We start from the raw sequence: 22,915 nt of genomic DNA on the forward strand, positions 1-22,915 counted from the left end.
CTCTTTTCATGATTTTTAGATGCAAATATCTCAAAATGGTATTAGAATATACTATATCAAGTGGTCGACACCTGACTTAGTTCTACATTTTGGGGAGAGAATCATGGGGAAAAAAGTTGAAAATTGTGCATTGATTTCTGTTCTGATCGGAGCAGTGCTTCTTACAGCGTATATGCTGTTTCACAACTTAGGTGCTAATTATCTGATTTCGACGGACGAGGCGTATCATGCCACGAATGCTTATGAGATGTATAAGCAGAGCAATTGGGTAATAAACACCTATAAATATGCGGCGGACTATTTTAATTCCAAGCCTCCGCTGTGTCTTGACCTTATGGTTGCTTCATTTAAGGTGCTGGGAGCAAGCGGCTTTGCTGCAAGATTCCCTTCAGCCTTAGGCGGCCTTTTGACAATTCTGCTTATCATCCTGTTTTTGATAAAAAGAGATAACCTGTATTCAGCAGCTATTGCGCCCGTTGTTTTTGCGGCGTGCACGCCCTTCTTTACATTCCACATGTACAGGGCAGCTGAGATGGACTCCTTTTTCAATTTCTTCTTTGTGATAGCCATGCTGTCACTGTATGAGATGGAAGAGAATGCAAAGTACATGTATATGTATGGCCTTGCGCTTGGCCTTGCCTTCATGTGCAAGGGACCTCACGCAGCACTTATTTTCATAATCGGACTTCTCTATATTCCTAAGATCAAAAAGGCCTTCATGTCACCGGTAAGGGTAGTGCTGTCAGCGCTTCTTGCTGCAATAATTCCCGTTGCATGGATGATAAAGAGATCGATGTTTGATGGAGTGCAGTTCATAAATACATTGATGTTTGGTGAGACCGTGGACAGAGTAAGCGGCTCAGGCAACAAGTTTTGGGAGCCTGTAATTGACTTTGTGACTTCCAATGTAAGCGAGATTTTCATTGTGGCACTTGTGACTATAGTAGCTGCAGTGCTTATCGCAAGACACTTCACAGGAAGAGAGTACATCACCGTAATACGTGATTTTGTCTGGGAAAACTATCTTTTTATCATCTGGACTGCAGTACCGGTGCTGTTTTTTGCAACCATGAGAAGCTACCTCGACTGGTACACCTACACCTCACAGCTGGCGCTTTGCATCCTTGTTGCCAGAATGTGCGGCTTTATAGCGGTAAGAGCCAAGGGTAAAAAGATACTGCTTGCAGCTACCTCAATTGGACTTGTGGTGCTGGCTTCATTTTTCTTTATCATTCCCTGCATCAAAAATGACATCAACCTTGCAGGAACAGGCGGACATCCTGTGGATGAATTTACTGAGGATATGAAAACCTTTGAAGCTCAGTACGGAAAAGAGTATTCCGGAAGAAATGTATACCTCATTTCGGATTTCAGAGACTACTCTGAGCAGGGACACTGGGAGCCCGAATATGTGGCACCTGCCGAGATGTACTGTGACTTCCTTCCTGTAGATGGAACTGTTGATAATTTCTTAAGCGATACGGGCTCCATCATCATAGTGGATAAGGACCTCTGGGATGACTACGCCGGTGTACTTTCCGGCCACGTGATCCTTCAGGATAATTCCTATCTGATATTTAGCACAGATACATATTAAAAGTGAAAAAGACCGAACCATTGTAAGTTAAAAATGGTTCGGTCTTTATTTATATATTTATAGTGGTATACCCTTGTATCTGGCGATTGTTTCCCTTATTCTCTGTGCGGGCTTTATAATCTTTTCCATTGAACCGTAATTGTGCAGCGTATCGATTATCGCAGCAATATAACGGTTCATGCTGATACTGAGGTAGTATTCCTTCTCTAAAAGCTCAGGCTTTTGATATACAAGGTTTGTGGTGAAGATTCTGTCAAAGAGGCCATCTTCATAGGATTTATCGAGCTTTGCAAAACCTGTGGAGAACAGTCCAAAGGTTGCGAATATGAAGACACGTTTTGCACCGCGCTCCTTTATCTGTTTACATACATCTATGATACTTCCGCCGGAGTCGATCATGTCATCCACAACGATGGTATCCATGCCTGCAAGATTACCGCCGCAGAAGTCGTGGGCCACGATGGGATTGGTTCCGTTAACGACCTGGGAGTAGTCCCTTCTCTTGTAGAACATACCGAGGTTTACGCCAAATAGGGAAGCGAAGAAAACGACACGCTCCGTAGCACCCTCATCAGGAGAGATGAACATAAGGTGCTCAGGGTCTATCTCGATATCCTCATACTCGGTAAGGAGCTGCTGCGTAAACTGCAGAGCGGGAGATATATTTTCTATTCCCTGAAGGGGAAGTACATTCTGCATTCTGGGATCGTGGGCGTCGAAGGTTATGATGTTGTCAACTCCCATGTATTCCAGCTCTTTTAGCATCATGGCGCAGTCCAGGGATTCACGGCAGGTCTTTCTGTGCTGTCTGCTCTCGTATAAAAAGGGCATGATGACATTTATTCTGTTGGCCTTTCCGTTGCAGGCACCTACCACGCGCTTTATATCCTGATAATGGTCATCGGGAGACATTCTGTTGTAATCGCCGTCCATTTTATATTTTATCGAACTGTTGGTTACATCGGAAATGATATAGATATCCTTATGACGGACACTATCCTTTATGACGCATTTAGCTTCTCCACTGTTGAAGCGGGGGACCTCAATATCTATAAGATAATTGTCAGCCTTGTTCCATTCGCAGAGTATCTGATTTATGCGCTTTGCCTGAGTGGCAAAGGATTCCATTGCAATGATTCCTAACTTATCATCTGTTTCCATCTTATGCGTTACCTCCTTGTAAGGAAAAACGGGGGCTATATCTATATTTTACTTATGTTTACGGGCTAAATGTATTAAAAGATGATTAAGAATGTCTAAATACTGCACTATGCCGGCTTTATACAATGGGGAAACGAGTATACAAAAAGTTTATATAACTTTCATAACTTGCTAACTCACGTGGAAACTATTGCATGTTAAAATAGTATTGTACTTTTAATTTGGATTATTAGGTTTTGTATGGAGAGTCCTATATGGTAAATCAGTTTAATGTCAGAAGAACAATACTTATAGCTGAAGACGAGCCGATCAACAGAAAAATGCTGGAGAATATCGTAAAGGACAGCTATGATGTTATTTTCGCCGGCGATGGTGTTGAACTTATTGAAAAGCTGAAGGAGAGCAGTGATGTGGTATCGCTGGTTCTCCTTGATCTGATGATGCCTGATATGGACGGCTATGAAGTGCTTGAGTTCATGCAGAACGACAAGCTCTTTAAGCTGATTCCGGTAATCGTGTGCACATCGGAAATAGAATCGGAAATCAAATGCTTTAAGCTTGGTGCCGTTGACTTTATATCAAAGCCCTTTTCACATCCCATGGTCATCCGTGCCAGAATCGACAGGGCGATTGAGCTAAGAGAGGGAAGAGGACTTATTCATGCGACTCAGAATGATACGCTGACAGGTCTTCTGACCCATGATTTCTTCATGGAGTACTCACACTTTAGAGATCTGCACTATTCCAATTCCGGAATGGATGCCATCGTGCTTAACATCAACAGATTCCATCTGATCAACGAGCTTCAGGGCCGTAGATCCGGAGATGATGTTCTTATAAAAATCGCGGACAGCATCAAACAGATATCCAGGGAAAAGGGCGGAATTGCAGGACGCGGCGGAGCGGACGAATTCCTCCTATATATTCCGACGGGTTCTGACTACGAGGAACTTTTGAGGGAGATAGGAAAAGGTCTGGAGGATCTTCTCAATAACTCAAGAGTTTATCTGAGGATGGGCATCTACAAAAATGTAAATATGGAGATTACCGTAGAGCATCGATTTGATAAGGCGAGAGTTGCCTGCAACAGTATACGAGGCAATTACAATATCCACTGTGCTATCTACGACGAGGATATGCACGATAAGGAAAAACTGGATGAGCGTCTTATCAATGATATGCAAAGAGGCATACGGGATCACGAGTTTAAGGTGTACTACCAGCCCAAATATTCTGTTCAGGGCGACAGGGATTCTCTCTATGGAGCAGAGGCTCTTGTGAGGTGGGAGCATCCCGATCTGGGGCTCCTTCGGCCGGACGGATTTATTCCACTTTTCGAGGATAACGGTCTTATCCATAAGCTGGATCACTACGTGTGGGATGAGGTATCCAAACAGGTAGGAGAGTGGATGGTGAAATATGATTTCAAGGTTCCTGTTTCCGTAAACGTATCAAGAGTTGATATCGGAGCTCCTGACCTTGGGGAGGAGATTTTCACAGTGGTTCAGAACAACTGGATATCTCCCGGGATGCTGAATCTTGAGATCACAGAGTCGGCCTACACGGAGAACTCTGATCAGATAATCAAGGTGGTTAACGGACTTAGGGAAAAAGGCTTTGCCATCGAGATGGATGATTTCGGAACGGGTTATTCCTCTCTCAACATGATAACCTCACTTCCCATAGATATCCTCAAGCTGGATATGCAGTTCGTGAAAAATATCCACGAGGGCAATAAGGACATGAAGATGGTGGAGCTCATGATGGATATAGCGAAATCCCTCAAGGTCAAGGTTGTAGCTGAGGGGGTTGAAACAGAGGAACAGTACGATCTTTTGAAGAAGGCAGGGTGCGATGTCATCCAGGGATTCTACTTCTCGATGCCATGTGTGGTATCAGAGTTTGAAAAGCTCATAGTTAAGGAAAATGAAGAGCTCGAGGCAGAGGTAAATGCTGCATTAGAAGCTTGACAGTATAGGGGAATTGAAGGAAACTAAATAAGGTATATTTGGTTTTCGTGGTAATGATGGAAAATCTGTAAAGCAACAGTTTACAGAGGGTATAGCGAAAAGCGAATAGTAGGAGGTAACATGAACGATACAAAGATTAAGATACTCGAGGCAGTGCTTGATGAATTCAAGGAAAAGGGATCCAAGTTCACAATGGATGATGTGGCAAGCGATCTTCACATGAGTAAGAAAACAATTTATAAGGAGTTCGATGATAAGGAAAAGATCTTCGATGCTCTTGTTGATTACTGCTTTGATTCCATTAAGGCAAAGGAAGCGGAGATTCTTAATGATGACACACTTTCAACTGTTGAGAAGGTTGAAAAGATCATGATCTGCATGCCTGATAAATACAGGGATGTAGATTTCAGAAAAGTGTTTACACTTAGGGATAAATATCCCAAAATCTATATTAAGGTTCAGAACAGGTTGGAGAACGACTGGGAGGACACGATTGAGCTTATTGAAAGAGGAATAAGAGAGGGCGTTATAAGACCTCTTCCCATCCCTGTTATCAAAGCTATGACAGAGGCTTCAATAGAGCGCTTTTTGAGCTCAAATGTACTCATCGAGGGTAACACAACCTATGATGATGCCCTTAAGATTATGATAGACATTATAATGAGAGGTATTTGCGTAAGATGATCATAAGGAAAGACAACATATTTTTACTTCAGACGAGGAGCAGCAGTTATTTCATGCAGGTTCTGCCGTCAGGTCACATTGAACACATTCACTATGGAGCATCACTTCTTTCAGAGCTCCAGTACGAGGAACTTTTAAAAAATCAGAATGAGGAATCAGAGATCCTTGCCGACATGGCGAAGGTTCTTGAGATCAAGCATAAAAACGAAGGCGGCAACATGGTTGTCTATGCACCTGAGTATTATCCCATGTGCTTAGAGGTCATGCCCCTTGAGATGTCGGGCTTTGGTAAGGGCGACATCAGAGAGCCCATGGTAGAGCTTAGCTTTGCAGATGGCTCTACAACCTGCGACTTTTTATTTGAAAACGCAGTTATTTCAGATGAGATCACTCCACTGGAGACACTTCCTTCCTCCTATGATGATGGAGATAAGAAAGATGTATCCGGGGCGGGTGCAACACTCCCTGCATTCATGGCTGATCACGCCATGCAGCTCGTCATCACTCTTAAGGAAAAGTCAAAGGACGTAAGACTTAAGATGATCTACAAGGTATACCCTGAATGCAATACGATCACAAGAAGCAGTAAGCTTATAAATGATGGCAAGGAGGATGTGAAGATCGACAGACTCCTGTCCAATCAGCTTGATTTTCAGCAGACAGGCTACCAGCTCACAAGCTTCCACGGACGCTGGGCAGATGAGATGGGACAGACTGCATCTGTTTGTAATGCTGGAAAAGTTGTAAATGAGGAGCTCGCTGCCGGAGAGTCAGGAAGCAGAAGCAATCCCTTCACAATGATCAGCATGCCTGATACGACAGAGACAGCAGGCGACTGCTACGGTCTCAATCTTGTTTACAGTGGTAATCATTACAGTGCCCTTTCATCAAACGGCACCTTCCTTAGCAGATTTGTCAGCGGAATACAGCCCGTTGGCTTCCAGTGGCTGCTTAATCCCGGTGAGTCCTTCGAGGCCCCCGAGGCAGTCATGACCTATTCAAAAGAGGGCTACGGCGGAATGAGCCGCAGTATGCACGATTTTGTAAGAAAACACATCGTTCGCGGTGAGTGGAGAGATAAAGAAAGACCGATCCTTATAAACAACTGGGAGGCAACATACTTTAACTTCAACCAGAGCAGCCTCCTTAGAATTGCCAAGGAAGCTTCAAGGGCAGGAGTAGAGCTCTTTGTTCTTGATGATGGCTGGTTTGGCGCCAGAAACGATGATCATGCAGGTCTTGGAGACTGGGTAGTTAATACCAAAAAGCTTCCCGATGGCTTAAAGGGACTTGCTGAAAAGATAAACGGCCTTGGCATGAAGTTTGGTCTCTGGGTTGAGCCCGAGATGGTAAACGAGGACTCTGATCTTTTCAGAGCACATCCAGAGTGGACCGTAAGAGTACCCGGCCGCGATCATTCAGTCGGAAGAACACAGATGATCCTTGATATGTCCAGAAAGGACGTACAGGACTATATTATAGATGCACTTTCAAAGGTATTTTCATCTGCAAACATCTCCTACATAAAGTGGGATATGAACAGAATTTTCTCAGACAGATTTTCACTTGAGCTTCCTGCGGGGAGGATGAAGGAGTTCCAGCACAGATATTACATCGGTCTGTACAGAGTTATGAAAACACTTACAACGAACTTCCCTCATATTCTGTTTGAGGGCTGTTCAGCAGGTGGTAACAGATTCGACCTTGGAATACTTTCATACTTCCCTCAGATATGGGCAAGTGATGATACCGATGCAGTTTGCAGAATGGATATTCAGAGAAGCTACAGCTACGGCTATCCCGTTAACACACAGGGTGCCCACGTGTCAGCTGTTCCTAATCACCAGACACTTCACGTTGTTCCGCTTGAGACCAGATTCTCAGTGGCTGCCTTTGGCTGCTTTGGCTATGAGCTCAATCTTGGCGAGCTTTCAGAGGAGCAGAAGAAGCAGGTTGTGGATCAGGTTGCATTCTACAAGCAGTGGAGAAAGGTATTCCAGTTTGGTGATTTCTACAGACTTGATAAGTACCGCTTCATGGTGGTTACAAAGGATAAGTCTGCAGCGGTTGCTCTTATCTTCCAAAAGGAGAGCAGACCTAACAATGATTATCTTGCGCTTAAGACCATGGGCCTTGCAGATGATAAGGTCTATGAGGTTGCAAACCGTCAGGTCAGCGTCAATATAAAGGACTTCGGAAGTCTTATAAATACCATGTCTCCGATTCATGTTAAGCAGGATGGAATAATTCATGGTATCATAGCTAGAAGATACAAGATGCGCAGTGAAAAGGATGAGGCAGTGGCAACAGGAAGCGTTCTTAACGGATGCGGTGTTCGTCTTAATCCTGATTACGGCGGAACAGGCTATGGGGAGGATACTCGCATGTTCAGAACAAATGATGCGAGATTGTATGTATTTGCAGAAGTGACAGAATAAGGGGGAAAACATGTCAGATTATGTTCTTAGCTGCTGTTCAACAGCGGATTTAAATGCAGAGCACTATGAAAAAAGGGATATTAAGCTTGCTTATTTCCATTTTGAGGTAGACGGAAAGGCATATTGCGATAACGGGGAATATCCTATAGATGATTTCTATAAGGCCATGGCAGCAGGTGCAATGACCAGGACATCCCAGATAAATGTGGATGAATATATCAGTCACTTTACTCCTTTTCTTGAGGAGGGAAAGGATATCATTCATCTTACACTGAGCTCCGGAATTTCAGGAACTTTGAACTCTGCCAACATTGCGGCAGATGTGCTTAGGGAAAAATATCCCGACAGGAAAATCTATATCATAGATTCTCTTGCAGCATCTTCAGGGTATGGACTTTTAGTTGATAACGTAGCTGATAAGCGCGACGAAGGACTCACAATTGATGAGCTTAACGACTGGGTTCTTGAGCACAGACTTGATGTTAACCACTGGTTTTTCACAACCGACCTTACTTATCTTGTAAGGGGCGGAAGAGTGTCCAAGGTAGCAGGATGGTTTGGAGGAGCATTGAAAATATGCCCGCTCTTAAATGTTGATTATCAGGGTAAGCTCATTCCCAGAACCAAGCACAGAGGTAAGGCAGCAGTCATAAGGGCAACTGCCAAGAAGATGCTTGAAAATGCAGTGGGAGGAGCAGACTACAACGGCAAGTGCTACATCTCACAGTCAGCCTGCAGGGAAGACGCAGAAGCGCTTATTCAGGAGATCGAAAAGAGTATACCTGGCATGAAGGGCAAAATAGAAGTGTACGATATAGGTACCACCATCGGAAGTCACACCGGTCCGGGTACTGTAGCTTTGTTCTTCATGGGAAACAAAAGAATAGATTAAATTTAAAGAAAAGTACCGTGTGAAAGTTTAAGGGTTTTTATGAGGGGGACTCTTATGTGGGAACAGGTAGGTTTAAATGTCGTATCTTATGTTCTGGCATCTATAGGATGCTGGAATCTGTTCAAAAAGTGTGGGGTTAAATCTTTCTGGGCGGTCATCCCGGTCGCCCGTGAATACCACATTTCTCTATGCGCAGATAAAGAAGAGGATGGAAGGACGCTTACACTTCTTTCCTTTATTTACTATGCATCCTGGCTTGTTGGCCGTTTTATAAACAGCAGTAACAGGCTTTCGGTCATTATATTTATCTTTTGTTTCTCATCAGCTTTAGCAATGGTAATAATAAAAATAAGGGTCTACTGGGAGCTTATCAAGGTCTTTAAGAGGAACAAAAAATGGATCATTATGTTCTTCTTATTTGAAGGCATCACGCTTATGATCTGGGGATTGGTTAAGGGATTTGTTCCTTCCTTCAGAGTGGATGATTTAGAAGGGGATGGAGCAAAGATCCTGGGACAGGATGTTTCCGATGATATTAACGGACTTACAATCAATCTCAAAAGCAGAACCAGCTGGGACTTTTTCAAAAAGAAGACGCTCCTTAAGGATATTCACATGAATATTCCCAAGGGGCATATGGTGCTGCTTCTTGGTGGCTCCGGCGCAGGTAAGACTACATTCCTTAATGCGATCACGGGCTATGAAAAAGCAGATGCCAAGATAACCCTTGGTGAATTGGACATTTATGATGATTATGAAAAGATCATCTATGATGTGGGCTTTGTGCCCCAGCAGGATCTCATCCGCGGCAATGATACTGTTTGGCTTACTCTTGCTGATGCTGCTACTTTGCGTCTGCCTTCCGATACACCGATAAAGGAGAGATTCGCGCGCGTTGACAGCGTCCTTGAACAATTTGGACTTACGGTCGTAAGAAATAATCTGGTGGATAAGCTCTCAGGAGGTCAGAGGAAGAGAGTATCAATTGCGATGGAATATATTTCCGATCCTACTCTTTTTATTCTTGATGAGCCTGACTCAGGTCTTGATGGCGTCGTAGCCAGAAGCCTTTTCGAGAAGCTTCGTGATATAGCAAACGATGGAAAAATAGTTATTGTAATAACTCATACACCGGACAGAGTTGCAGATCTTTTTGATGATGTAATTGTTCTTATAAAGGATTCCAAAAGAACAGGAAGAATTGCATTTTATGGAACGGTTGAAGAATCCTATAAATTCTTCGAAAAGGATTCCATGGAGGGAATTCTCCGCGTTATCAATCCTATCAATGTCGGAGGAGACGGACGTGGAGAAGAGTTTGTTGAAAAATACGCTGATCTTATGAAGGGGAATGTGGGGTGACGGACTATGAGGAGAAGACGTGTAAGACATACAGGAAGGCTCCTTCAGACCATCATATATCTGGGTAAGCTTTTCCGAATGTTTCTATTTCAAAGTGACTGGAAGGTTCTTCCCATGGCTGCAATCATAGCAGGTCTTGTGGCATTTTGTGTGGGGCAGAATTTATTTAAGACCATGGAAGGCACTCTCATGGGAGCCTTTGCGATTTCCTGTATCTGTGTGTGGAACGGATTTTTCAATTCCATACAGGTGATATGCAGGGAGAGGGCGATAGTAAAAAGAGACCACAGATCAGGACTTCATATAACCTCATATATTCTGGCGCATATGATATATCAGGCGGTACTTTGCATAGCCCAGTCTGCCATAACCATTTTTGTGTTTATGTCCATGAGGATAATGATGCCTTCAAAAAGTCTTATAACCGGATTTCCGCTTGTGGACTTTATGATAACCATTTTCCTTGTGACCTATTGCGCTGATATGCTGGCTCTTTTGATATCATCCTGTGCGAAAACCACAACCACAGCCATGACTATAATGCCGTTTATGCTTATTGTGCAGCTGCTGTTTTCAGGTAACTTTTTCACACTACCCGATATGGCTAAGCCTTTGACCAATCTGACGGCGACCAAATGGGGACTCACAGCTCTCTGTGCTCAGGGGGATTACAATTCACTTCCCATGGTGAGTGTCTGGAATAACGCCCTTAAAATGCAGAATGTGGAGATCAATGGAGAAAAACCGTTACAGGATGCTTTTGTTTATTTAGAGAAGAATGATTACAGGGATGAAATACTCAAAAAAACCGCAGAGCAGAATCAAAATCCCGAGTTTGCTTTTGATGATGATGTGGTATACAAATGCTGGGCATGGCTTATTGCCTGGACGATGGTTTATGTTCTGGCTGCCGTGATATTACTGGAGTTTATAGATAAGGATAAGAGGTGACAAACTATGAAAGTGATGAAGAAAGTAAGAAGAACATTACCAATCATTTTAACGCTGGCTCTTGTGATATCATTCCTGATTCCGGGAAAGCTGATTAACAGTGCCGGAGTTGCTAATGCAGCAGGGCAGACAGGCAGGCGCTATGTAGGTGGTCTGGCTAAGATGCCGGAACCCAAAGATCTGGGAGAGATCGAAATACCGGAAGACTACAGCGTGCCCGTTGAAGTAAGTAAGGCCACAAGCTTTAATGGGGAGCATTACGTTCGGCTTGAAGATGAACATAAAAAATTTTATCAATTGTTTTATAATGCTGTGAATGCCGGGAATTATCTTTCATATAAAATTTCTGATGCGGATGTAACTGAAGCATTGTTACAACAGCATGCTGTTGTTTATAATGTCAGGACCAGTACGCAGCCTTACGACAGAGCAACGTTTTATGTTAAGATGAACATTGTGCATCAGGCATGTTGTTATGATTATCCCGCAAAAATACAATACTATATGTGCTTTCCGACGTATATTGGATATTTTCAAAAGACGGTTGGAAATGTTACGACCTATTATGATTTTTGTATTATAAGGTCATATAGTGATGAAAATCAATTTTCAAAAATAAATAATCAGATAAGCACAGGACTAAACACCTGGCTGGCTGAGATAAAAGCTAAGGGACTGATAGTAAATGGGTCGAACCCTTTGTCTAAAGCAGCAACTGAGCGTAATATTCATGACTATTACGCAGGAAAAATCCCCTATGATGAGGAGGATATGAATAATGTTTTTGATCTTTGCCATACGGCATGGGGATCTCTTTATAACAGGTATGCAGTTTGCGATGGATATTCTAGCGGATATATGATGATAATGGACGCGCTGGGGATTGACACAATGACAATTAATGGTGAGGCAGATGGGGGCGCAGGCAGAGTCGGACATGTCTGGAACATAGTTTATCTTGGTGGTGATTGGTATGAAGTGGATACTACCTGGGCTATACCTTCGGAGCAATATAATCAGATTAGTAGTGCTTTTTTTAATAAAACAACAGATGCTTATGAAAATGATTTGTGGCATTACAGAGTAATTAATGGACGCTGTGGTTATATGATGCCGGGAGCAACAGGAACTACATACACATATGACTACATAGGAGAGCATGTTCAGGGACTCTATCATTATTCATATGTTCCTGCAACGGGAATCAGTGCAAGCCTTGAAAAGACTGTACTTGAAATTGGAGATGAGCTTGAAGTCAAGGCTACTGTAACACCTGCTAATGCAAACCAGAATGGTTTTACTGTAAAAAGCAGCAATACAAACGTAGTGAGTGTTTATGGCAATATGATCATCGCCAAAGCTCCCGGAACTGCAACTATCACTGTTAAGAGTGTGGACACTTTTAATAATAAAAATATTACGACCACAATACCTGTTTCGGTAATTAAGGCCAGCGGTGAAAGCGTTGCCAGTGGTGGTTATAACTATTCTGTTCTTTCTTCTTCAGAGAGAACGGTTGAAATAACAGGAGGCGGCAACAAGAACGCTAAGAGCATAACTATTCCATCTACTGTAACTGATGAAAACGGAGTGACCTACGCAGTTGTCAAAATACGTAATGAAGCCTTCAAGAATTATAAGAAGCTTAAGAAGCTTGTTATTCCGGAAACTGTGAAGGAGATTGGCAAAAAGTGCTGCAAGAATTGTAAGAAGCTAAAAAGTGTAAAGATTTACGCCAATAATCTTAGTAAGGTTGGATCAGGTGCCTTTAAAAATACTAAGGAAGATGGCAAGATTACTGTTTATGTAAAGAACAAGAAAACCTATAATAAGATTGTGAAAAAGCTAAAGAAGAGCGGCGCTAAAACGCAGACATACAAATACAAGAAAAAGAAGTAAGGGGATATATGGAGAAAAAAGCGATAAAGGACATGCTTGAGCAGGTCGCTGAGGGGAAGCTGAGTGTTGATGATGCTCTGTTAAAGCTTAAGGAGGCTCCCTATGAGGATCTTGGTTTTGCCAAGCCTGATTTTCACAGGGGACTTAGACAGGGAGCAGCTGAGGTTATTTATGGAGCAGGCAAAACTCCATCTCAGGTTCTGGAGATAACGAAAAGGCTTCGGGAACACGGTCAGAAAACAGTTCTTATTACCAGAATGAAGGAAGAAGCAGCAGAGCTTCTAAAGCAGAATATAGCTGATTTTACCTATGACGAACTAAGCCACATAGGCATAGCGGGAGAGATACCTGAAAAGGACGGAAAAGGTAAAATCGTTGTGGCCACAGGCGGAACAAGTGATATGCCTGTTGCGGAGGAAGCTGCAAAGACCGCAGAGGTTTACGGCAATGAGGTTGTAAGACTCTATGACGTGGGCGTTGCGGGACTCCACAGACTCCTGGGACATATGGATGATATTATGTCAGCAAGAGTTATTATAGCCATAGCAGGAATGGAGGGAGCACTTGCAAGTGTGATCGGCGGCATGGCAGACTGTCCTGTAATTGCTGTTCCTACAAGCGTCGGCTACGGTGCTTCCTTTGGAGGCGTGTCAGCGCTTTTATCCATGCTGAACTCCTGTGCCAGTGGAGTCAGTGTTGTGAATATAGACAACGGTTTTGGTGCAGGATATCTGGCCTCCATGATCAATCATCAATAAGAAAATGAAACGCCGCCAAGGGCATATATAAATGCTTCTGGCGGCGTTTCATTTTCTTTTTGCTTAAGAACTATTCAGAATTTTGAAAGAAGCTTATTATACTGACAATACATATCAAGCAGTTCGCTTGTATGCTCTCTGATATAGTCGATGTCGTTTGCTTTGCCGGCGGTCTCCAGGTCCTTGGCTTTTTCGGACAGGTCATGTGCTCCGATTATATTAGCAGAGCTCTTAAGGGCGTGGACCTTAATGGTGTAGTTAGTGATATCCTCCCGGAAATAGAGCTCTTCAATTTCATCTGCCTTTTTATCAATTGAATTCTTAAATATCGTAAGAGCTTCAATGAATAATTCCTCGGAGCCTGCGTATTCAATTCCGCGTATGATATCAAGAATACCATCATCCTGAAGCTTTTGAAGATCCGGTGATTTGATCTGATATTCAGCTTCAGACGTATCGTCTTCACCTGATTCGTCAGGGACTCTGCTTTCAAGAATCTTATCTGGCGGAAGGAATTTAAGCAGCATGGCTTCAAGTATTTTTCCATTAACAGGCTTTTCAAGGTATTCATCGAAGCCTGCCCTTATAAACATATCCCTGGCATCATCCACAGTATTGGCAGTAAGTACTATACATACACTGTAGTAGTTAATGTTGTGGAGGTCACCTTTTATGCGGTTTAGAAGCTCAATACCATCCATCTCTGGCATGCGGTAATCAAGAAGAAGGATGTCATACTTTGTGTTTTCAAGCATTGTCAGTGCCTGTTTGCCACTGAGAGCGGTGTCTATCTTCATCTGAGTGGGAGCAAGAAGCCCTGTTATTACGGTAAGGTTGATCTCGGTGTCATCAACTATGAGAACCTTGGCATCAGGTGCAATAAAGCTGGCGCTGTAATTGCCCTTCTTTGTGACAATGTCCCTGGCTGTTTCATTGTAATCTCCAATCTTTTCCCAGGTAGAAACCTTCTGGCTTACTGTAAATGAGAAGGTACTTCCTGAACCATAGACGCTATGGACTTCAGGGGTACTGTTCATTGCATCAAGGATCTGCTTTACGATACTCATGCCAAGACCTGTTCCCTCGATAGTCTTATTTTTATCCTCATCAAGTCTCTCAAAGGCGGTGAACAATCTGTCGATTTCACTCTTTTTCATTCCGATACCGGAGTCCTCAACAGTAACGGTAAGGTCGATGGTATCTCTGCTTGTTTTTGAATAATCAATAGTCAGATGAACATAGCCCTTGGCTGTGTATTTTACGGCGTTTGTAAGAAGATTTATGATGACCTGTTTAAGTCTTGTCTCATCACCTACAAGTTCATCCGGAATAGATTTGCTGACGGTTACCTTATAGGTCAGTCCCTTAGCTTCAGCACGATTTTTTATCATCACGTTCACATCGGTGATAATACTTGAGAGATTATAAGGCTCATTTCTCAGCTTTAGCTTGCCGGCTTCCATTCTGGAGAAGTCCAAAATATCGTTTACCAGACCAAGAAGAGAAGTTGCTGATCTGTTAATGCTGTAAGCATACTGCTGGATATTGTTGTCAGTTGTCTCTCTTGAAATCATCTCACCCATGCCCATGATAGTGTTTATGGGAGTGCGTATCTCGTGGGACATATTTGCAAGGAACATGGATTTTGCTTTAGACGCATCCTCAGCAATTTTCTCTGCTCTTCGGAGCTTTTTATTTTCAAACGCTATCGCTATGACAACCAGTAAAGATACGCCTACGATAAGGCCGTATTGGTATATGTAATCAAAAAAGCTGTACTTGTAGAGATTTCTGGTGGTATAGTCCAGAACAATTGCCTGTTTACGGGTTTCAGGTATTTTTCCTATGCCCTCGTTAAGTCTTGTGATTATGCTGTTGCCCTTGGGGGTATCTAATGTTCCTGCCCTGAAATCCATGGAGAACATTGAAGCCGGATGGAGAACCAGATTGGAGTAGGCCGGTTTTTTAAGGACATAGCTCCACACGTATGAGTTGTGTAAAAGCGCATCCACCTTGCCGGATATAAGTGAACTCACACATTCAGACATGGTATCGTACAGAGTTATCTCGATTCCCGGATAGAGGTTCTTTACTGTTTCAGCACCGCCGCCAAGAGATTTGAGCATACCTACCTTGAGATTTCTGGGGTCACTGATCTGCTTATTATTTACTGTTACAAGTGTAAATGGGGTCTGTGTCAGATTTTCAGAGACGATGGATTCCTCGCCCTTTGCGCTGGAAATAGCACTTCCAAAGGGCATGATAAGATCATATTCGGGGTTGTCCAGTGACTCTTTAAGGTTCGCTTCTTTAAGTGGTTTGAATTCGGTCGAATACCCTGCTTCCTCAGCGGCGCAGCGCATCAGATCAACGCCGATACCAACGATTTCTCCGTTGCCATCAGTATAAAAAACGGGACAGCGATCCACAGGGACTCCTACAACTAAAGTCTCGTTACTTTTTTCTGTAGCAAAGGCCGCATTGGAAGTGAAGCATAGCAATATGAAAATTAGAATAATCGCTGAAAAAAAGTGGTATCTTTTCATGACAAAGACCGTCCTTTCAAGACACCAAAATGTACGTGCCTGTAAAAGGTTAATGGTAACGATATTTCGTAAGTATAATTCTCTAAAAATATCATATCAGTAATATGTTTTTTTATTCTGTAGTTTCCATTAAATTTCAATTAAATATGTTTTTTATAAATTATTCACCGGTATTTTTAATAATCTTTTAATACAATGCTTATAGTTATTTACCCTGAAATTTATCAGTTTTTTTTAAAATATAAGTACAGGATGTATCATTGCGCAGAGTATTAATTGTTATCAATTTTCCGTTAAGTGATTGAAAGGAACTGCAGAATGAAAAAGGGGTTAGTTGTGGGATTATCTATAATGGCCTTAATAGGATTCTGTATTGCTATTTTTTACCAGATAGCTCATATTGACGAGCCCGTGGTGAAAAAGAGCATTGTTTCCAGGCGCACGAACATCGTTGATTTCTTCAAGGTCGCCGTATCGGATGAGGATACCACTTTAACTGAAAATCTGGAGATAGAGGATGAGTATACTCCTCTCGCTTCAGGCATTGAAGACGAGGTGCCGGGGGATGGAAACCGCGTCAATAATTCCAATCCGAATGCAAAAAAGGAGATTGAGTCCTCACAGATTATCTCGTTCTATTGCACCTTTTCTACCTTGTACGAAGAGGGAGTGCTCACTATGGGAAAAAAGCAATGGAAGCTGAGGGCTGATTATGACGGCACAACCGTTAGAGGAAGCTACCTTGCCTACGACTCTTCCACAAAGGATGAGAGACGATTCGAGGCAGGGAAGGCCTTCATGGATTACCTTATGGACATAATAGATACCTATGATCTTGCATCCTACAACGGACTTGATAATGAGATCAGGGGAATCTCTGATGAATATGGTGCAACCTTAAGCGTAATGTTTGAATCGGGCGAGAATATTTACGCCAGTGACAACGAAGAGAATTTCCTTCCCCTTGAGGCTGAGGATGCCTTTGTACAGCTCTTTGCAAGTGCCTGTGCCAAGGGAAGTGATCTCATAGGCCTGTCAGTGTCTTCACAATATGAGGACGTGACCCTTAGAGAGGGGAAAGGCCATATTCTGTTCCCGCTGCTGCACATAGGAAGGATGGATGCCTTCGGAAAAATAAACGAGCTGAAGTACCCTGTAGAGGAGGAGCTTCGCGAAGCCATAAATAATATCAACTGCTTCGAGATGGACATGGCCATGGCTGCAAAAGATAGCTTTGAAAACGGCAGAAAGGGAAGGGAGCTCTACTATGAAAGTGAGAGCTTTGTCACGAGAAATGACTCCGAGGTTATCTCCTTGTATATTAGGGAAAAGAGACAGATAGACCTTGATCAGACGGAAGAATCTGTATCCTACAGGACTTATAATGTGGATTCTGTCACAGGAAATATTCTGCTGTTTTCAGATGTGTTCAGGGATCTTAATCAGCTTCCAAATCTGATAGATAGCTCCCTTAAGGCGATGTACCCCAGGAAGAAGTTTTTTGAGGAGAGCAGTGACCGTATCAGGAAATCCATCATGGAAGGTAACGGTGATGTGTGCTTTTCACTTGCTAATGGCTTTGTTCATATTTTCATAAATACAGGTGTTGTGGATGATGAGCCGGAGGGCTATCATCTGTCGCTTTCCTTCGAGGATAATCCTAAGCTTATCAGCAATTTCTATGGACAATGTCCCGATAAGACCTTCACCAGACTGGATTACGATACCGATTATTACGTAAAGGGCGGCATCAAATTCAGGATGGAATGTGACATAAATGAGGATGATGTTAAGTGGCGTGGCACCGCCGGTGGAAGAACCTTTGAAACACCATTTTACGGATATGCACCGGATGTGTATCTCACATCTACGAAGGATGGGAGCTTCCTTTATGTGAATGTGCCTACGGGTGATGTGAGCTTTTATGGAATGGTCTATGAGATAACCGATAAGGGACTCAGGATCCCTGAGGACAATGGTGACCTGGGACTTTCAATACTTCCTGAGACTACACTTGATCCGGACTATGTGCTTATGCATGTAAACGAGGTTATAGACGGACCTGTCTGCTTCATGTATCCGACAGGAGCATACATGATCGATAACGATGGCTTCCCTGTTCCTGCAGCGAAGGAGTACAAGCTTTCCGGAGGAAAGCTGAAAATACGGGAGAGCGGAAGATATAATCCCAGGAACTCCTCGGATGCGCTAAGCTCAGGTGGAATGTTCTATGTGGCAGAGGGCACGGAGGTTACGCCCTATGCGTCAGACCTTCAGAATTACATAGACTTCATAACGGTTGGAGAGGAAGAGAGCAGAACCATACGTTTTGTAATAAACGAATTTTCACCCAATATGAAGCTTGATAATTTCGGTGGCCTTGATAAGGTATTCGAATAAAAGGGAAATTGCCTTACGAAGGGATATAATTTATTATTATTGGGTACCGGGCGCAGGTCACGCCGATACCCAATTTGCTATTCTGATTTTTTTATAGGTGGGGAAATGAATCTTAGACTACAAATCCAGAAACAGAACTATGATGAGATAGTCGAAAAATACGCAGAGGTTCAGAAAATAGCTACTGAGCTTTTAGCTACTGAGCTTGAAAAAGCGAACATCAATATCATGCAGCTTCCAAGCAGAATTAAGAGCTGGGAATCTGTCGAGGATAAGCTTGTAAAAAAGCCCGACAGATATTCCAATGTTGAGGACTTAAATGACCTTCTTGGGCTTCGCGTAATCTGCTTTTTCCTGTCCCAGGTTGATGAGGCAGGCGAGGTTGTAAAGAAGATATTTGATGTGGATCTTGAGCACTCGGACGACAAGCGTTTGAGTCTTCCGCCGGAGGCCTTTGGCTATCTCTCTTTACATTTTCAGTGCACGCTGAGGAAGGATATGGGATACCCGGAGGAGCTTACTAATCTTGTGTTTGAGATTCAGCTAAGGACTATTCTGCAGCATGCCTGGGCAGAGATCGAGCACGACCTTGGTTATAAGACTGTCCTTGAAATTCCCAGATATGTCCGCCGTGAGTTCGCCCGCATAGCAGGACTCCTTGAGGTGGCAGATGATTCCTTCGAGACTATAAGGAACCAGCTTGGAATCTATGAGACCGAGACTCTTCAGGGAATCCATGATGATACTGCAGAGCAGATGACTCTTGATATACTCACTCTTAACGCCTTCATGGAATACAGTCAGGCCATGAACAATCTCTATGAGGATATGGCTAAGCTCACAGGCGGTAAGGTAATTCTTGTTGGCGCTGAAGCTTATCTGTCCATGCTGGTGGAGTTCGGAATCGAGACCCTTGGTGGTCTCCATAAGCTTGTAAGCGAGGAGCACGATCATGTACTTCTCTTATTAAACCACGCGCTTCAGTTCTCTGATCTTGAGGAGATAACCTCCAACGCAGCACTGTTCTATCTCTTTAGAGCCAAGATGGTCTGGGGAGATTACACCGAGAAGGAGATCAGGGATATCTATTATGCATTCTCTGAGGATATGAAGAAGGCGGAGAACAATGCAAGGATAATTATGGGACTGAGAGACGAGTTTGGCGGATTGTGTAAGTAGATAGTCTGTCAGCTTGCGGGAGTTATTTGTATTTTTTGAATATGTGCAGGCGCGAACAAATTTTTTTTCATGTTGTATTACGCCGGTTTGGTGAATTCTGGGGGAATTGGGCTACTTGATGGCTTGGGCTTTGGGCGGCGTTCAACCTGTGGTTTGATTTGTTCGCGAATAGACGTAATGGCTACCTGAAGATTTTACCCGCATGGTAACCAGTAGAAAGATTTGTCCGCAGTTAGACGTAACGACTACCTGAAGATTTTCCCTGCAGGGTAATCAATAGAAAGACAAGTTCGCGAATAGACGTAATCGCTGCCGGAGTGCAGTGCCCGCATGGTAACCAATAGAAAGATTTGTCCGCAGTTAGACGTAATGGCTATTGGAACACATTCTCCGCAGGCAGTCGGAATAGACTATAAACATATATAGACGTAAAATCTTCTGAGAATATACGCAGGAGTAAATATATATTATAAAGAGGGATAAGTATGAGAAGAAAAGATTATATTGCAGGGACAGCATTATTACTTGCATTAAGTGTTGCAGGATGTGGAAGTAACGTGCCGGGAGCAACAACAGAATCTTCTGAAGCAGGACAGGGTACAGAGGCTGCTGATACAGCATCAAGTGATGCCGCTCAGGAGGAGAACTCAGAAGATGCAAGTGCTGAGACCGAAGAGACTGCAGAGGAGCAGGAACCGGAACAGCTTGATGCATTGGATGGCGTTTTCAGGATTGCCTATAAGACAGAGCAGGTGAAGTATGAGGGAAGCAAGAAGTTTGCAGATCCTTCATTGGATGATAGTAATGGTGTCCTACTAGATGGACAGTACGTAGCACTTCTAATGGATGAACAATACGCAGACGCTTTTCCTAAGCTGTATGAAACCATCAGCAGCAAAGCCAGTGACAAGATAAACAATGTAGGTGATGTAGCTAAGGAGGCAAAAGAGCAGGCTGTAAGTGACTATGAAGAAGCAATTGATAACGGCTATGGCTTCATGGGACATTATTACTATAAGGAGAACATGAGAATATCCCGCGCGGACAACACAGTTCTTAGCATAGTAAACAGCTTTGACGAATTCTATGGCGGTTTCCATAACCTGTACAATGAGCTGGGCTGCACCTATGACACCCAGACCGGAGCTGAGCTTAAGCTGGATGAGATAGTAAAGTGCTCAGAAGAGGAGCTTGATAAGATTCTTGCAGATGAGCTTCATGCTACTGAGGTTGATGAGAATCAGTTCATGGGGCTGGAGGATTCTTTAGCCCATTATAAATACAATCCTGATACCTCTAATAATGACGATTATGAGAAGTCGCAGTTTCCATACAACTGGTACCTTGGCGGCGACGGATTACATTTCATTTTCAATCCTTATGAGCTGACATCATACGCGTTTGGAGCTTCAGACGTGGTCATCGGCTATGATGAGTATGAAGGCATTATTGATGAAAAAATCGTGCCTGACACGGATGGCGGATATATCAACGCTGAGCATACCTTTGTCGCAGAGGAAGGAAATGGGGACGCAACAGAGGGTATAAACATAAGCTTTGTAAAAGATGGCGAGTATCAGGAAAACTATACTCCTGCCAAGGCAATCATCCTTACTCTTGATGGCAAGTCAGCGACTATTGAGAAAAAGTGCAATGTAACATACGATTTTGCTGATTACTATTATGTTCACAGAAAAGATGTAACCACATTGATTTATCTGATTCTTCCCGAGGATGATGATTGCTATGATCTGTTGGTTTTTGATATCACAGACGGAACACCCAAGGCTGTAAGATCAGGAACCTACAGGAAAAATGCAGAAGAACTTGATAATGGCTTCAAGGCTTATAAGGCATTCACAGATCCTGAAAAAGAGTATGAGGAGCAGATGGGAGACACTGAGATAGACGCTGCTGATATCCAAAGTGATAGCTCCGAGGACGCAGGTGATTCTGAGGAAGCTGCAGACTATAAAGGTTGAAAATGGCAAGCTTGCGTCTATAAAGCTCCCGGAACATCCCGGGAGCTTTCTGTATTATTGGGCATTATGATACTATTTCATAAACAAAATCCTTTCGGTTTCGTAAGCGGAAACCCACTGCCCTTGGGCGGTGGGAGGAGCCTTGTAAATTCGTAAGCCATTAACCTTGGCTTTCGATGTACTTCTGTATGGTAGCTGATGATACTTCGCCAATACTACAAGCAAAATAGCCGTCCGACCAAAATATCTTATGTTTCCAATAACACTTAGATAAGAAGTTAGGATATTTCTGCCATAGATAATGTGTGGTCTGTTGCTTAATCAACTTAACTATATCGCATACTCTATCCGTGGTGTCGTAGTTTATCAGAAAATGAATATGGTCTTTGTCGGTTTCCATAGCAATGATGCTATAGCCTTTAGAATTACAGATATCGTATATATTTTGCTTTACATCGTCAGCGATAGAGCCTTTAAGTATTTGCTTGCGGTACTTCGTAACAAGAACTATATGCACTTTAAGACTATACTTACGCCTGTTATGGCGATTATATCTGTTATCCATACCGTTATATCTTTGGAGGCGCAGGGAGCGGCATCCAATGTGTAATTGTTCCATCCATCCATCCAGTAATCTTGATATTCAAAGCGGGAAATGATGATGCGTTGGTCACTATGGAATGGGTCATCATAGGTATGATATGCCAAAACTAACTCTCCGCTATTTTGTAGTTTATCTGATACTTTAATCCATTTATCCATGTTAAAATCTCCTATAATCATTTGACTTTCACTAAAAATTATCATATCATATAGTTAGTGAAATGACAATGAGGTACACTATGGAACAGATGACAGTCACGGCTAAAATTCAGATATCCGTTAGTGCAGACAATAAGGTTCTACTTGATAAAACCATGTCTGTTTATTCTGATGCCTGTAATTTTGTGTCTGACTATGTGTTCCGTACTCACGACCTAAAACAGTTCTCACTTAACAAGGTTTTGTATTCTACACTCCGAGAAGAGTTTGGACTTAAATCTCAAATGGCTCAGTCTGTATTTAAGACTGTTATCGCAAGATATAAAACCATTCT

General features: G+C 42.9%; 15 protein-coding genes and 1 pseudogene. 13 read left to right on the top strand and 3 right to left on the bottom strand.

The window, feature by feature from the left end:
* Positions 1-103: 103 nt before the first annotated feature.
* Positions 104-1,597, top strand: a complete 1,494-nt coding sequence (locus G601_RS0109570; RefSeq protein ID WP_026665205.1) for an ArnT family glycosyltransferase — start codon at positions 104-106, stop codon at positions 1,595-1,597.
* Positions 1,598-1,654: 57 nt separating this feature from the next.
* Here the strand turns inward: G601_RS0109570 and G601_RS22735 are convergent, their stop codons facing one another.
* Positions 1,655-2,758 (bottom strand): ribose-phosphate pyrophosphokinase, encoded by a 1,104-nt coding sequence (locus G601_RS22735; protein ID WP_035790578.1) that lies wholly within the window; start codon positions 2,756-2,758, stop codon positions 1,655-1,657.
* A 254-nt stretch (positions 2,759-3,012) separates the two neighbouring features.
* Here G601_RS22735 and G601_RS22740 point away from each other — a divergent pair, with 254 nt between their 5' ends.
* From G601_RS22740 to larB, 8 genes are all read left to right on the top strand, one after another.
* Positions 3,013-4,728 carry a two-component system response regulator gene (locus tag G601_RS22740; RefSeq protein WP_035790579.1) on the top strand — a complete coding sequence of 572 codons (1,716 nt, stop codon included), beginning with the start codon at positions 3,013-3,015 and terminating at the stop codon, positions 4,726-4,728.
* Between the two features lie 120 nt (positions 4,729-4,848).
* On the top strand, positions 4,849-5,412 hold the full coding sequence (locus tag G601_RS0109585; protein ID WP_026492008.1) for a TetR/AcrR family transcriptional regulator: 564 nt from the start codon (positions 4,849-4,851) through the stop codon (positions 5,410-5,412).
* Positions 5,409-7,850, top strand: coding sequence for an alpha-galactosidase (locus G601_RS0109590; RefSeq protein WP_026492009.1), 2,442 nt, complete (start codon positions 5,409-5,411; stop codon positions 7,848-7,850). Before G601_RS0109585 ends, G601_RS0109590 begins: the two co-directional genes overlap by 4 nt.
* Positions 7,851-7,860: 10 nt before the next feature.
* Positions 7,861-8,742, top strand: coding sequence for a DegV family protein (locus G601_RS0109595; RefSeq protein ID WP_026665206.1), 882 nt, complete (start codon positions 7,861-7,863; stop codon positions 8,740-8,742).
* Positions 8,743-8,796: 54 nt separating this feature from the next.
* Positions 8,797-10,104, top strand: coding sequence for an ATP-binding cassette domain-containing protein (locus G601_RS0109600; RefSeq protein ID WP_026665207.1), 1,308 nt, complete (start codon positions 8,797-8,799; stop codon positions 10,102-10,104).
* Between the two features lie 6 nt (positions 10,105-10,110).
* Positions 10,111-11,055, top strand: a complete 945-nt coding sequence (locus tag G601_RS0109605; RefSeq protein WP_026665208.1) for an ABC transporter permease — start codon at positions 10,111-10,113, stop codon at positions 11,053-11,055.
* A 6-nt stretch (positions 11,056-11,061) separates the two neighbouring features.
* Entirely contained in the window at positions 11,062-12,954 is a 1,893-nt protein-coding gene (locus G601_RS0109610; protein WP_026665209.1) for a leucine-rich repeat protein, read from the top strand.
* 8 nt (positions 12,955-12,962) lie between these two features.
* Positions 12,963-13,712 carry a nickel pincer cofactor biosynthesis protein LarB gene (larB, locus tag G601_RS0109615; protein WP_026492014.1) on the top strand — a complete coding sequence of 250 codons (750 nt, stop codon included), beginning with the start codon at positions 12,963-12,965 and terminating at the stop codon, positions 13,710-13,712.
* A 74-nt stretch (positions 13,713-13,786) separates the two neighbouring features.
* On the opposite strand, the gene G601_RS22745 is transcribed toward larB, so the two are convergent.
* Entirely contained in the window at positions 13,787-16,258 is a 2,472-nt protein-coding gene (locus tag G601_RS22745) for an ATP-binding protein (protein WP_051205714.1), read from the bottom strand.
* 318 nt (positions 16,259-16,576) lie between these two features.
* Here G601_RS22745 and G601_RS0109625 point away from each other — a divergent pair, with 318 nt between their 5' ends.
* The 3 genes from G601_RS0109625 to G601_RS0109635 all read left to right on the top strand — a co-directional run bounded on the left by G601_RS0109625 (position 16,577) and on the right by G601_RS0109635 (position 21,819).
* Entirely contained in the window at positions 16,577-18,658 is a 2,082-nt protein-coding gene (locus G601_RS0109625; RefSeq protein ID WP_155834501.1) for a hypothetical protein, read from the top strand.
* A gap of 105 nt (positions 18,659-18,763) precedes the next feature.
* Positions 18,764-19,837 (top strand): GTP pyrophosphokinase, encoded by a 1,074-nt coding sequence (locus tag G601_RS24980; RefSeq protein WP_051205715.1) that lies wholly within the window; start codon positions 18,764-18,766, stop codon positions 19,835-19,837.
* A gap of 485 nt (positions 19,838-20,322) precedes the next feature.
* Positions 20,323-21,819 carry a DUF3298 and DUF4163 domain-containing protein gene (locus G601_RS0109635; protein ID WP_026665211.1) on the top strand — a complete coding sequence of 499 codons (1,497 nt, stop codon included), beginning with the start codon at positions 20,323-20,325 and terminating at the stop codon, positions 21,817-21,819.
* A gap of 160 nt (positions 21,820-21,979) precedes the next feature.
* Here the strand turns inward: G601_RS0109635 and tnpA are convergent, their stop codons facing one another.
* Positions 21,980-22,384 carry an IS200/IS605 family transposase gene (gene tnpA / locus G601_RS27330; protein ID WP_026492017.1) on the bottom strand — a complete coding sequence of 135 codons (405 nt, stop codon included), beginning with the start codon at positions 22,382-22,384 and terminating at the stop codon, positions 21,980-21,982.
* A 277-nt stretch (positions 22,385-22,661) separates the two neighbouring features.
* Between tnpA and G601_RS0109645 the strand changes: the two are divergent.
* Positions 22,662-22,915, top strand: a pseudogene (locus G601_RS0109645) (RNA-guided endonuclease TnpB family protein); the annotation flags it as partial.

Source organism: Butyrivibrio sp. FC2001 (genome assembly GCF_000424125.1).
Taxonomy (GTDB): Bacteria; Bacillota; Clostridia; order Lachnospirales; family Lachnospiraceae; genus Butyrivibrio.

Coding starts and splice junctions, on each gene's coding strand:
- G601_RS24980 (WP_051205715.1), top strand. CDS start 18,764: ATGAATCTTAGACTACAAATCCAGAAACAGAACTATGATGAGATAGTC.
- G601_RS0109610 (WP_026665209.1), top strand. CDS start 11,062: ATGAAAGTGATGAAGAAAGTAAGAAGAACATTACCAATCATTTTAACG.
- tnpA (WP_026492017.1), bottom strand. CDS start 22,384: ATGGATAACAGATATAATCGCCATAACAGGCGTAAGTATAGTCTTAAA.
- G601_RS0109600 (WP_026665207.1), top strand. CDS start 8,797: ATGTGGGAACAGGTAGGTTTAAATGTCGTATCTTATGTTCTGGCATCT.
- G601_RS0109570 (WP_026665205.1), top strand. CDS start 104: ATGGGGAAAAAAGTTGAAAATTGTGCATTGATTTCTGTTCTGATCGGA.
- larB (WP_026492014.1), top strand. CDS start 12,963: ATGGAGAAAAAAGCGATAAAGGACATGCTTGAGCAGGTCGCTGAGGGG.
- G601_RS22745 (WP_051205714.1), bottom strand. CDS start 16,258: ATGAAAAGATACCACTTTTTTTCAGCGATTATTCTAATTTTCATATTG.
- G601_RS0109585 (WP_026492008.1), top strand. CDS start 4,849: ATGAACGATACAAAGATTAAGATACTCGAGGCAGTGCTTGATGAATTC.
- G601_RS22735 (WP_035790578.1), bottom strand. CDS start 2,758: ATGGAAACAGATGATAAGTTAGGAATCATTGCAATGGAATCCTTTGCC.
- G601_RS0109625 (WP_155834501.1), top strand. CDS start 16,577: ATGAAAAAGGGGTTAGTTGTGGGATTATCTATAATGGCCTTAATAGGA.
- G601_RS0109595 (WP_026665206.1), top strand. CDS start 7,861: ATGTCAGATTATGTTCTTAGCTGCTGTTCAACAGCGGATTTAAATGCA.
- G601_RS0109605 (WP_026665208.1), top strand. CDS start 10,111: ATGAGGAGAAGACGTGTAAGACATACAGGAAGGCTCCTTCAGACCATC.
- G601_RS0109635 (WP_026665211.1), top strand. CDS start 20,323: ATGAGAAGAAAAGATTATATTGCAGGGACAGCATTATTACTTGCATTA.
- G601_RS22740 (WP_035790579.1), top strand. CDS start 3,013: ATGGTAAATCAGTTTAATGTCAGAAGAACAATACTTATAGCTGAAGAC.
- G601_RS0109590 (WP_026492009.1), top strand. CDS start 5,409: ATGATCATAAGGAAAGACAACATATTTTTACTTCAGACGAGGAGCAGC.